The organism is Modicisalibacter xianhensis, from assembly GCF_900113605.1.
In the GTDB taxonomy this organism is placed as follows: Bacteria; Pseudomonadota; Gammaproteobacteria; order Pseudomonadales; family Halomonadaceae; genus Modicisalibacter; species Modicisalibacter xianhensis.
The window spans coordinates 251,435-264,560 of record NZ_FOPY01000005.1 but is presented as its reverse complement, the minus strand read 5'-3'; the positions used below and the strand labels follow the sequence as shown (position 1 = coordinate 264,560).

6 protein-coding genes are annotated in these 13,126 nt (G+C 60.8%); all 6 read left to right on the top strand.

The annotated features are described in order from the left end of the window. Positions 1 to 143: 143 nt before the first annotated feature. Positions 144 to 4,220 (top strand): DNA-directed RNA polymerase subunit beta, encoded by a 4,077-nt coding sequence (gene rpoB / locus BM194_RS07790; protein ID WP_092845425.1) that lies wholly within the window; start codon positions 144 to 146, stop codon positions 4,218 to 4,220. Between the two features lie 82 nt (positions 4,221 to 4,302). Beyond that, positions 4,303 to 8,520, top strand: a complete 4,218-nt coding sequence (gene rpoC / locus BM194_RS07785) for a DNA-directed RNA polymerase subunit beta' (RefSeq protein ID WP_092845423.1) — start codon at positions 4,303 to 4,305, stop codon at positions 8,518 to 8,520. A gap of 160 nt (positions 8,521 to 8,680) precedes the next feature. Further along, positions 8,681 to 9,055 (top strand): 30S ribosomal protein S12, encoded by a 375-nt coding sequence (gene rpsL / locus BM194_RS07780; RefSeq protein WP_092845421.1) that lies wholly within the window; start codon positions 8,681 to 8,683, stop codon positions 9,053 to 9,055. A 119-nt stretch (positions 9,056 to 9,174) separates the two neighbouring features. After that, positions 9,175 to 9,645, top strand: coding sequence for a 30S ribosomal protein S7 (gene rpsG, locus BM194_RS07775; RefSeq protein WP_092845419.1), 471 nt, complete (start codon positions 9,175 to 9,177; stop codon positions 9,643 to 9,645). Between the two features lie 18 nt (positions 9,646 to 9,663). Continuing rightward, the gene (fusA, locus tag BM194_RS07770; protein WP_092845417.1) at positions 9,664 to 11,784 is read left to right on the top strand and encodes an elongation factor G; all 2,121 of its coding nucleotides are present in this window, start codon (positions 9,664 to 9,666) and stop codon (positions 11,782 to 11,784) included. A 29-nt stretch (positions 11,785 to 11,813) separates the two neighbouring features. Next, the gene (gene tuf / locus BM194_RS07765; RefSeq protein ID WP_092845415.1) at positions 11,814 to 13,007 is read left to right on the top strand and encodes an elongation factor Tu; all 1,194 of its coding nucleotides are present in this window, start codon (positions 11,814 to 11,816) and stop codon (positions 13,005 to 13,007) included. The last annotated feature ends 119 nt before the right edge of the window (positions 13,008 to 13,126 follow it).

Genomic DNA, 13,126 nt, shown 5'->3' with positions numbered 1-13,126 from the left:
AAGTCATCGCTTGGATAAGACGCTAGACGAATTCCGACGGCGAGCCTCTACCGGGGCTTGCCGTCAGCGCCTGACGGGGTTGCCTCGTCGGGTGGCGCCGACCACGCATCGGTCACCCATGGTGAACAAGCTGGGGAATACAGATGGCTTACTCATACACTGAGAAAAAACGCATCCGCAAGGATTTCGGCAAACTGCCCCAAGTGATGGATGTGCCTTACCTGCTGGCCATCCAGCTTGACTCCTACTACGACTTCCTCCAGCAGGACCGGGCGCCGAATTCGCGTCTGGATGTCGGCCTGCACGCCGCCTTCAAGTCCGTATTCCCGATCGAGAGCTTCTCTGGAAACGCCGCGCTCGAGTATGTCAGCTATCGTTTCGGCACTCCGGCGTTCGACGTCAAGGAGTGCCAGCTGCGTGGCGTCACCTATTCGGCACCGTTGCGGGTCAAGGTCCGTCTGATCATCTACGACAAGGACTCCTCGAACAAGGCCATCAAGGACATCAAGGAGCAGGAAGTCTACATGGGGGAGATCCCCCTGATGACCGAAAACGGCACCTTCGTTGTCAATGGTACCGAGCGCGTCATCGTTTCCCAGCTGCACCGCAGCCCGGGTGTATTCTTCGATCATGACAAGGGCAAGAGCCACTCCTCGGGCAAGCTGCTGTATTCCGCGCGGGTCATTCCCTACCGTGGCTCCTGGCTGGACTTCGAGTTCGACCCGAAGGACAACGTTTTCGTGCGCATCGACCGCCGCCGCAAGCTGCCGGCCACGGTATTGCTGCGCGCGCTGGGCATGAGCGCCGAGGAAGTTCTCGACACGTTCTTCGACACCAGTACCTTCAACATCGAGAAGTCCGGCTTCTCGGTGGACCTGGTGCCGTCGCGCCTGCGCGGTGAAACTGCCACCTTCGACATCAAGGATGTCGATGGCAGCGTGATCGTCGAAGAAGGCCGGCGTATCACCCAGAAGCATATCCGACAGATGGAAAAGTCGGGCCTCGAACGCCTCGAGGTGCCGATGGAGTACCTGTTCGGCAAGACGCTGGCCAAGGATCAGGTCGATCCCAATACCGGCGAACTGATCTGCGAGTGCAACAGCGAAATCACTCCCGACCTGCTGGAGAAGCTGGGGCAGGCGGGTATCACGTCCCTGGAAACGCTGTACACCAACGATCTTGACTGCGGTTCGTTCATCTCCGACACCCTGAAGCTGGATACGACGCGTTCCCAGCTCGAGGCGCTGGTCGAGATCTACCGCATGATGCGTCCCGGCGAGCCGCCGACCAAGGAAGCGGCCGAGACGCTGTTCCATAACCTGTTCTTCACCGAGGACCGCTACGACCTGTCAGGCGTCGGTCGCATGAAGTTCAATCGTCGCCTGCGTCGCGATTCCGATACCGGGCCGGGCGTGCTCGACAATGCCGACATCCTCGACGTGCTCAAGGAGCTGATCGCGATCCGTAACGGCTTCGGTGACGTCGACGATATCGACCACCTGGGTAACCGTCGTATTCGCTGTGTCGGCGAAATGGCCGAAAACCAGTTCCGCGTCGGTCTGGTACGCGTCGAGCGTGCGGTCAAGGAACGCCTGTCCATGGCGGAAAGCGAAGGCCTGATGCCGCAGGACCTGATCAATGCCAAGCCGGTGGCGGCAGCGATCAAGGAGTTCTTCGGTTCCAGCCAGCTGTCCCAGTTCATGGACCAGAACAACCCGCTGTCCGAGGTGACGCACAAGCGTCGCGTCTCGGCGCTTGGTCCGGGTGGCCTGACCCGTGAGCGTGCCGGCTTCGAGGTGCGTGACGTTCACGCCACTCACTATGGCCGCCTGTGTCCGATCGAGACGCCGGAAGGGCCGAACATCGGTCTGATCAACTCACTGGCGACCTACAGCCACACCAACAGCTATGGCTTCCTCGAGACGCCGTATCGCAAGGTCGTGGATCGCCAGGTCACTGACGAGGTGGTCCACCTGTCGGCGATCGAGGAAGGCGACTTCATCATCGCCCAGGCATCGGCGACTGTCGACGAGTCGGGCAAGCTGATCGATGATCTGGTCCAGGTGCGTCACCGCGGCGAGACCACGTTCATGGCGCCCGACAAGGTGACCCTGATGGACGTGTCGCCGCGTCAGGTGGTGTCCGTAGCGGCAGCGCTGATTCCGTTCCTCGAACACGATGACGCCAACCGCGCTCTGATGGGCTCGAACATGCAGCGCCAGGCGGTGCCGACCCTGCGTGCCGACAAGCCGCTCGTCGGTACCGGCATGGAGCGTTTCGTGGCTCGCGACTCCGGTGTCTGCGCCGTGGCACGCCGTGGCGGGGTGATCGATTCGGTCGATGCCAAGCGCATCGTGGTACGAATCAACGAGGACGAGATCATCGGCGGCGAAGCCGGCGTCGATATCTACAACCTGACCAAGTACGTGCGTTCCAACCAGAACACGTGCATGAACCAGCGCCCCATCGTGCGTCCTGGGGACATCGTGGCGCGTGGTGATATCCTGGCTGACGGCCCGTCCGTTGACATGGGTGATCTGGCCCTGGGTCAGAACATGCGCATCGCGTTCATGCCCTGGAACGGCTACAACTTCGAGGACTCGATCCTGGTCTCGGAGCGTGTGGTGCAGGAAGATCGTTTCACCACCATCCACATCCAGGAACTGACCTGCGTGTCGCGCGACACCAAGTTGGGCGCCGAGGAAATCACCTCGGACATTCCCAATGTTGGTGAATCGGCGCTGTCCAAGCTCGACGAGGCCGGTGTGGTCTATATCGGTGCCGAGGTCGGGCCCGGTGATATCCTGGTCGGCAAGGTCACGCCCAAGGGCGAGACCCAGCTCACGCCGGAAGAGAAGCTGCTGCGAGCCATCTTCGGCGAGAAAGCGTCCGACGTGAAGGATACCTCGCTGCGTGCACCGACCGGCATGAAGGGCACCGTCATCGATGTCCAGGTCTTCACCCGTGACGGGGTCGAGAAGGACTCGCGCGCCTTGTCCATCGAGCAGATGCAGCTCGACGAGGTACGCAAGGACCTGCAGGAAACCTACCGTATCGCCGAAGACGCCACTTTCGAGCGTCTCAAGCGCCAGCTGTCCGGCCAGGCGGTCAATGGGGGGCCCAAGCTCAAGAAGGGCGACGTGCTTTCCGAGGAGTACCTCGACGAGCTGCCGCGTCAGCAGTGGTTCAAGCTGCGCCTGCAGGACGAGACGCTCAACGAACTGCTGGCCCAGGCTGACGAGCAGCTCGAGAGCCGTCGCAAGGAAATGGACGAGCGTTTCGAGGACAAGAAGCGCAAGCTTACCCAGGGCGACGACCTGGCACCGGGCGTGCTCAAGATCGTCAAGGTCTACCTGGCGGTCAAGCGTCGCATCCAGCCGGGTGACAAGATGGCCGGTCGTCACGGTAACAAGGGTGTCATCTCGGCCATCATGCCGATCGAGGACATGCCGTTCGACGATCAGGGCGAGCCGGTCGATGTGGTCCTGAACCCGCTGGGCGTACCTTCGCGCATGAACGTCGGTCAGATCCTCGAGACCCACCTGGGTATGGCGGCACGCGGCCTGGGCATGAAGATCGACACCATGCTGCGCGACGCTCGCGAACAGCAGGTTGCCGAGATTCGCGAATTCCTCAGCAAGGTGTACAACACCGCCGGTACCCGTCAGGAGGACATCGACTCGTTGAGCGACGAGGAGGTGATTGCCCTGGCCAGGAACCTGCGCGGTGGCGTGCCGATGGCTTCGCCGGTCTTCGATGGCGCCAAGGAGCACGAGATCAAGGGTCTGCTCAAGCTGGCCGATCTGCCCGATTCGGGGCAGATGGATCTCTATGATGGCCGTACCGGCGAGAAGTTCGACCGTCCGGTCACCGTGGGTTACATGTACATGCTCAAGCTCAACCACCTGGTGGATGACAAGATGCATGCGCGTTCCACTGGCTCCTACTCACTTGTTACCCAGCAGCCGCTGGGCGGCAAGGCGCAGTTCGGTGGACAGCGCTTCGGTGAGATGGAGGTGTGGGCACTCGAGGCGTACGGCGCTGCCTATACGCTGCAGGAAATGCTCACCGTCAAGTCTGACGACGTGGAAGGGCGTACCCGCATGTACAAGAACATCGTCGACGGCGACCACTCCATGCAGGCGGGCATGCCGGAGTCCTTCAACGTACTGGTGAAGGAAATCCGCTCGCTGGGTATTGATATCGAGCTGGAAGGCTAAACGCCGGACGCTGAAGAATGACGGTCCGCGGGACTCGGAAACCGGGTCCCGCTCATGACAACTCCGCAACGGAGCCGACCCCATGAAAGATTTGGTGAAAGTCCTCAAATCGCAGGCACAGTCCGAAGAGTTCGACGCGATCAAGATTACGCTCGCGTCGCCGGACATGATCCGCTCCTGGTCCTATGGTGAGGTCAAGAAGCCGGAAACCATCAATTACCGTACCTTCAAGCCCGAGCGTGATGGCCTGTTCTGCGCCAAGATCTTCGGTCCGGTGAAGGATTATGAGTGCTTGTGCGGCAAGTACAAGCGCATGAAGCACCGCGGCATCATCTGCGAAAAGTGTGGCGTCGAAGTCACCAAGGCTGCCGTTCGCCGCGAGCGCATGGGCCATATCGAACTGGCCTCGCCAGTGGCGCATATCTGGTTCCTGAAGTCGCTGCCGTCGCGCATCGGCATGTTCCTGGACATGACCCTGCGTGATATCGAGCGCGTGCTCTATTTCGAAAGCTTCGTGGTCATCGACCCGGGCATGACCACCCTCGAGCGCGGACAATTGCTCAACGACGAGCAATATTTCGAGGCGCTGGAAGAGTTTGGCGACGATTTCGACGCGCGTATGGGCGCCGAGGCGATCCAGGCGCTGCTCAAGGACATCGATCTTGGCGAGGAGATCGAGCGTCTGCGCGAAGAGATTCCGCAGACCAACTCCGAGACCAAGATCAAGAAGCTGTCCAAGCGTCTGAAGCTGCTGGAAGCCTTCTACAATTCCGGCAATGCGCCGGAGTGGATGGTCATGGAAGTGCTGCCGGTGCTGCCGCCTGACCTGCGTCCGCTGGTCCCGCTCGACGGTGGGCGCTTCGCGACGTCGGATCTCAACGACCTGTACCGCCGTGTGATCAACCGTAACAACCGCCTCAAGCGTCTGCTCGACCTCAATGCGCCCGACATTATCGTGCGCAACGAGAAGCGCATGCTGCAGGAGTCGGTCGATGCGCTGCTCGACAACGGTCGTCGCGGCCGGGCGATTACCGGGTCGAACAAGCGCCCGTTGAAGTCGCTGGCCGACATGATCAAGGGTAAGCAGGGGCGTTTCCGTCAGAACCTGCTGGGTAAGCGCGTCGACTATTCCGGTCGCTCGGTCATTACCGTGGGTCCGACCCTGCGCCTGCATCAGTGCGGTCTGCCCAAGAAGATGGCGCTGGAGCTGTTCAAGCCGTTCATCTATTCCAAGCTGCAGGCCAGCGGTCAGGCATCGACCATCAAGGCCGCCAAGAAAATGGTCGAGCGCGAGCTTCCCGAGGTGTGGGACATCCTGGCCGATGTCATCCGCGAGCACCCGGTGCTGCTCAACCGCGCACCGACGCTGCACCGCCTGGGTATCCAGGCCTTCGAGCCGATGCTCATCGAGGGCAAGGCGATCCAGCTGCACCCGCTGGTCTGTGCCGCCTACAACGCCGACTTCGACGGTGACCAGATGGCCGTCCACGTGCCGCTGACGCTGGAAGCCCAGCTCGAGGCGCGTGCACTGATGATGGCTACCAACAACGTGCTGTCACCGGCCAACGGCGAACCGATCATCGTACCGTCGCAGGACGTCGTCCTGGGCCTGTACTACATGACTCGTGAGCGCATCGGTGCCAAGGGCGAAGGCATGGTGTTCGCCAACCTCAATGAGGTCGAGCGTGCCTTCGGTACTCAGAGTGTGTCATTGCATGCTCGCGTCAAGGTTCGCCTGACCGAATACCTGGCCGAGGAAGAGGGTGGCGAGCTGGTCGAGAAGACCTCGCTGTACGACACCACGGTCGGTCGTGCCATGCTGTTCCGCATTCTGCCCAAGGGCGTGCCGTTCGAGCTGGTCGACCAGCCGATGAAGAAAAAGGCAATCTCGCGCCTGATCAACGAGGTCTACCGTCGCAGCGGTCTGAAGGATGCGGTGATCTTTGCCGACCAGCTGATGTACACCGGCTTCCGTCTGGCCACTTGGTCCGGTGCGTCCATCGGCGTCAACGACTTCGTCATTCCAGACGAGAAGAAAGACATCGTTGATGCGGCCGAAGATGAGGTCAAGGAAATCGAGGACCAGTTCTCTTCCGGTCTCGTGACTGCAGGCGAGAAGTACAACAAGGTCATCGATATCTGGTCCAAGGCCAACGACAAGGTGGCCAAGGCGATGATGGCAGGTATCTCCAAGGAGACCGTCGTCAATCGCCAGGGCGAGGAAGTCGAGCAGGACTCGTTCAACAGCGTGTTCATCATGGCCGACTCCGGGGCACGTGGTAGTGCAGCCCAGATTCGCCAGTTGGCGGGCATGCGTGGCCTGATGGCCAAGCCGGACGGCTCGATCATCGAGACGCCGATCGTGGCCAACTTCCGTGAAGGCCTGAACGTCCTGCAGTACTTCATCTCGACCCACGGGGCACGTAAGGGACTGGCGGATACGGCACTCAAGACCGCCAACTCCGGTTACCTCACTCGCCGCCTGGTCGATGTGGCGCAGGACCTGGTCATCACCGAGCCCGATTGTGGCACCGAGGAAGGCCTCACCTTGCACCCGGTCATCGAGGGTGGCGACATCATCGTGTCCCTGGCGCAGCGTGTGCTGGGTCGTGTCGTGGCGCAGGATGTCATCGACCCGGCGACCGAAGAGGTGCTCATTCCGCGCGGCACGCTGCTCGACGAAGCCTGGTGCGAACAGCTCGACACCATGGGTGTCGACGAAATCGTGGTGCGCAGCACGATTGCCTGTGAAACCCCGCACGGGGTGTGTTCGGCCTGTTATGGCCGCGACCTGGCGCGTGGCCACCAGGTCAACACAGGTGAAGCGGTCGGTGTTATCGCCGCGCAGTCTATCGGCGAGCCGGGCACCCAGTTGACCATGCGTACGTTCCACATCGGTGGGGCGGCTTCGCGAGCATCAGCGGTGGATAGCGTGCAGGTCAAGCATGGCGGCAAGGTGCGCCTGCACAACATCAAGCATGTCGAACGTGCCGATGGCAAGCTGGTCGTGGTTTCCCGCTCCAGTGCCCTGGCCGTCGCCGACGAGCACGGCCGTGAGCGCGAATACTACAAGCTGCCCTATGGGGCGGAACTGTCGGTCAAGGATGGCGATCACGTCGAAGGCGGTCAGGCCGTGGCCAAGTGGGATCCGCATACCCATCCGGTCGTCGCCGAGGTGCAGGGCAAGGCACAGTTCATCGATATGGATGAAGGCATCACCATCCACCGCAGTGTGGACGAGATGACCGGCCTGTCGTCCATCGAGGTGATCGAGGCGGCTTCGCGTCCCGCAGCGGGTCGCGACAAGCGTCCGATGATCATGCTGACTGACGAGGCGGGTGAATATGTCACCTTGCCAGGGTCCAATACGCCGGTTCAGTACCTGTTGCCCGGTCGCGCCATCGTCTCTGCCGAGAACGGCGCTCAGATCGGTGTCGGTGAGGTCATCGCGCGTATCCCGGTCGAAGCGTCGAGCAACAAGGACATCACTGGGGGTCTGCCGCGCGTTGCCGACTTGTTCGAGGCGCGCAAGCCGAAGGAGCCGGCAATTCTGGCGGAAATCAGCGGCGTGGTCAGCTTCGGCAAGGAGACCAAGGGCAAGCGTCGCCTGACGATTACCCCGGAATCCGGCGATCCGTTCGAGATGCTGATCCCCAAGTGGCGCCAGATCGCGGTGTTCGAGGGCGAGAGCGTCGAGAAGGGCGAGGTGATCTCCGATGGGCCGAGCAACCCGCACGACATCCTGCGCCTGCTGGGTGTCGCGGAACTGGCCAAGTACATCACCACTGAGATTCAGGAGGTCTACCGCCTCCAGGGTGTCGGCATCAACGACAAGCACATCGAAGTTATCGTGCGCCAGATGCTGCGCAAGGTGGAGATTACCGATTCCGGCGATTCCAGCTTCATTCCGGGTGACCAGGTCGAGCTGGTACGTGTGCTCGAGGAAAACGGCCGCCTGGCCGAGCAGGACAAGTTCCCGGCCAAGTACGAGCGTGTGCTGCTGGGTATCACCAAGGCCTCGCTGGCGACCGAGTCGTTCATTTCTGCGGCCTCCTTCCAGGAGACGACCCGCGTACTGACCGAAGCGGCCGTCACTGGCAAGCGCGATTACCTGCGTGGCTTGAAGGAAAACGTGGTGGTGGGACGTCTGATCCCGGCCGGTACCGGCCTGACCCACCATGCGGAGCGTCGCCGCAAGCGCGAAGAAGCCGAGCGCACGCTCCATCCGTCGGCCTACGACGTCGAGGCGGAACTGGGCGCCCAGCTTACCGCGCTCGATGCGGATGACGACGAACTCTAAGGCAGAGCGTCTCAATGTCCTGGCCGGCCCTCGTGGGTCGGCCTTGACGTCGATTGCGACCAGACATTAGAATGCCCAGCCTTTGATAGTGGGGGCGGTGCGCCCCTATGCGCTTCACGGCGCAGAAAAGCAAGGCAACCATTGGAGTCAGCTACAGACTATGGCAACGATCAACCAGCTCGTGCGCAAGCCGCGCAAGCGCCCCGTCGCCAAGAGCGACGTGCCGGCGCTGCAGGCCTGTCCGCAGCGTCGCGGGGTTTGCACCCGCGTTTACACCACTACCCCGAAGAAGCCGAACTCCGCACTGCGTAAGGTGTGTCGTGTTCGTCTGACCAACGGGTTCGAAGTCACTTCCTACATCGGCGGTGAAGGCCACAACCTGCAGGAGCACTCCGTGGTCCTGATTCGTGGCGGCCGTGTCAAGGACTTGCCGGGTGTGCGTTATCACACTGTTCGCGGCGCCCTGGACACCTCCGGTGTACAGAACCGTAAGCAGGGCCGTTCCAAGTACGGTACCAAGCGTCCCAAGGCCTGATGCCGGACGTTCTTTATTCCTACGTAACAATGGTCAGATAAGAGTAAGGTCGAGCGTCGTTCGCACAGCGAGCGGGAGTCTCGGGTTTACCTGAAGGACCCTTCAACCGAGGGCTTATCATGCCTAGAAGAAGAGTTGCTGCTAAGCGCGAGATTCTTCCGGATCCGAAGTTCGGAAGCGAGCGCCTGGCGAAGTTCATGAACCACCTGATGATCAGCGGCAAGAAGTCTGTAGCCGAGCGCATCGTTTACGGTGCACTCGACCGGGTTGCCGAACGTGGAAAAGACGAGCCGCTGGACATCTTTGACAAGGCGCTGGAAGCCATCCAGCCGATGGTCGAGGTCAAGTCTCGCCGTGTCGGCGGTGCGACCTACCAGGTGCCCGTGGAAGTACGTCCTTCGCGTCGCCAGGCGCTGGCCATGCGCTGGCTGGTCGACGCTGCCCGTAACCGTGGCGAGAAGACCATGGTGCAGCGTCTCGCCGGCGAAATGCTGGATGCCGCCGAAGGCAAGGGCGCTGCTGTGAAGAAGCGTGAAGACGTGCATCGCATGGCAGAAGCCAACAAGGCCTTCTCACACTACCGCTTCTAACCAACGGGGATTTCCATCGTGGCACGCAAGACTCCGCTTAAGCGTTACCGTAACATCGGTATCGTTGCTCACGTCGACGCCGGGAAGACCACCACTACCGAGCGTGTCCTGTTCTATACCGGCCTGTCTCACAAGGTCGGCGAAGTCCATGAGGGTGCAGCCACCATGGACTGGATGGAGCAGGAGCAGGAGCGTGGTATCACTATCACCTCCGCGGCGACCACCTGTTTCTGGCAGGGCATGAGCAAGCAGTTCGACGAGCACCGTATCAACATCATCGATACGCCTGGGCACGTCGACTTCACCATCGAAGTCGAGCGTTCGCTGCGTGTCCTCGACGGTGCTGTGGTCGTGCTGTGTGGCTCTTCCGGCGTTCAGCCCCAGACGGAAACCGTCTGGCGCCAGGCCAACAAGTACGAAGTACCGCGCATGGTATTCGTCAACAAGATGGACCGTGCCGGGGCCGACTTCTTCATGGTCGTCGACCAGCTCAAGCAGCGCCTTGGTGCCAATACCGTGCCGATCCAGATCAACTGGGGTGCGGAAGAGGACTTCAAGGGCGTCATCGACCTGATCGAGATGAAGGCCATCCTCTGGGACGAAGACAACTTCGGCATGAACTACCAGCTCGTCGATATTCCGGCCGATCTGCAGGAGACTGCCGAGAAGTATCGCGAAGAGATGGTCGAGGCCGCTGCCGAGGCGTCCGAGGAGCTCATGGAGAAGTACCTCGAAGAGGGCGAGCTCTCCAAAGAGGATATCAAGGCTGGTCTGCGTCGTCGTACCCTCGATAACGAGATCGTGCTCATCACCTGCGGTTCTGCGTTCAAGAACAAGGGCGTGCAGGCGGTGTTGGACGGCGTTATCGAGTACATGCCTTCACCTACCGAGGTCAAGGCCATCGAGGGTGAGCTGGACGACAAGGAAGGCACGATCGCCACGCGTGAAGCTGACGATAATGCCCCCTTCGCGGCGCTGGCTTTCAAGATCGCGACTGATCCGTTCGTCGGTACCCTGACGTTCATTCGCGTCTATTCCGGCGTGCTCAAGTCTGGTGACAGTGTCTATAACTCTGTCAAGCAGAAGAAAGAGCGCGTGGGTCGTATCGTCCAGATGCACGCCAACTCCCGAGAAGAAATCAAGGAAGTTCTGGCGGGCGACATCGCGGCCTGTATCGGTCTCAAGGATGTCACCACCGGCGATACCCTGTGCGATATCAACGAGAAGATCGTTCTGGAGCGCATGGAGTTCCCGGACCCGGTTATCTCCGTGGCGGTTGAGCCGAAGTCCAAGGCCGACCAGGAGAAGATGGGTGTTGCACTGGGCAAGCTGGCCCAGGAAGACCCGTCCTTCCGCGTCAAGACCGACGAGGAGACCGGGCAGACCATCATTTCCGGCATGGGCGAGTTGCACCTCGACATCATCGTTGACCGCATGCGTCGCGAGTTCAAGGTCGAGGCCAACATCGGTAAGCCGCAGGTGGCCTATCGCGAGACCATTCGCCAGTCGGTCGAGCAGGAAGGCAAGTTCGTTCGTCAGTCGGGCGGTCGCGGTCAGTACGGCCACGTACACCTGCGCATCGAGCCTCTGACGGCCGAAGACAAGGGCGAGGACGAGGAGATGCACTTCAAGTTCGCGTCCGAGATCGTCGGTGGCGTGGTTCCCAAGGAATACGTGCCGGCCGTCGAGAAAGGGGCCTATGAGCAGCTGCAGAACGGTGTCATCGCGGGTTACCCGATGATCGACGTCAAGGTTACGCTGTTCGACGGTTCCTACCACGACGTGGACTCTAACGAGACCGCGTTCAAGATCGCCTCTTCCATGGCGATCAAGGAAGGTGCTCGCAAGGCCAAGGCAGTCCTGCTTGAGCCGGTGATGAAGGTCGAGGTCGTGACGCCCGAGGAGTTCATGGGTGACGTCATGGGTGACCTGAACCGCCGTCGTGGCCTTGTGCAGGGTATGGATGACTCGTCTTCCGGCAAGATCATCCGTGCCACGGTTCCGTTGGCTGAGATGTTCGGTTATGCGACCGATCTGCGTTCTCAGACCCAGGGCCGCGCAAGCTACACCATGGAGTTTGCGAATTACGAAGAGGCGCCGTCCAGCGTCGTCGAAGCCGTCATCAACCAGAACGGTTAACCGTTAGCTAACGTAAAGAGGTTATAGCAGTGGCTAAGGAAAAATTTGAGCGTTCCAAACCGCACGTCAACGTCGGCACCATCGGTCACGTCGACCACGGCAAGACCACGCTGACTGCGGCCCTGACCCGCGTTTCCGCCGAAGTTTTCGGTGGTGACTGGCGCGCGTTCGATACCATCGATAACGCTCCAGAAGAGCGTGAGCGTGGTATCACCATCGCGACCGCTCACGTCGAGTACCAGTCCGAGACTCGTCACTACGCTCACGTCGACTGCCCGGGGCACGCCGACTACGTCAAGAACATGATCACCGGTGCTGCCCAGATGGACGGCGCAATCCTGGTCTGTTCTGCCGCTGACGGCCCCATGCCGCAGACTCGCGAGCACATCCTGCTGTCTCGCCAGGTTGGCGTTCCGTACATCGTCGTGTTCCTGAACAAGGCCGACATGGTCGATGACGAAGAGCTGCTCGAGCTGGTCGAAATGGAAGTTCGTGAGCTCCTCAACGAGTACGACTTCCCGGGTGACGACACGCCGATCATCATCGGTTCCGCGCTGATGGCGCTGGAAGGCAAGGACGACAACGGCATGGGTACTACCGCCGTTGCCAACCTGATCAAGGCGCTGGATGAATACATTCCCGAGCCGGAGCGTGCCATCGATCAGCCGTTCCTGATGCCGATCGAGGACGTGTTCTCCATCTCTGGTCGCGGTACCGTTGTTACTGGCCGTGTCGAGCGTGGCATTGTCAAGACTGGCGATGAAGTCGAGATCGTGGGTCTCAAGGACACCACCAAGACCATCGTTACCGGTGTCGAAATGTTCCGCAAGCTGCTCGACGAAGGTCGTGCAGGTGAGAACATCGGTGCCCTGCTGCGTGGCACCAAGCGTGACGACGTCGAGCGTGGTCAGGTTCTGGCCAAGCCGGGTTCCATTACGCCGCACACCGTGTTCGAGTCCGAAGTCTACATCCTGTCCAAGGAAGAAGGTGGTCGTCACACGCCGTTCTTCAAGGGCTATCGTCCGCAGTTCTACTTCCGTACTACTGACGTGACCGGTACCTGTGAATTGCCGGAAGGCGTGGAGATGGTCATGCCGGGCGACAACGTCCAGATGACCGTCACCCTGATCGCACCGATCGCCATGGAAGACGGCCTGCGCTTCGCTATCCGCGAAGGTGGTCGTACCGTTGGTGCCGGTGTTGTCGCCAAGATCATCCAGTAAGTCCTGGACTTCCAGATGATCGAAGGGGGCTCCGCAAGGAGCCCCCTTTCTGCGCATGTTTGACTCTCGAAGTCTGCATGCCTATAATGCGCATCCTTTAAATGCGTGGGTAGGCGGCG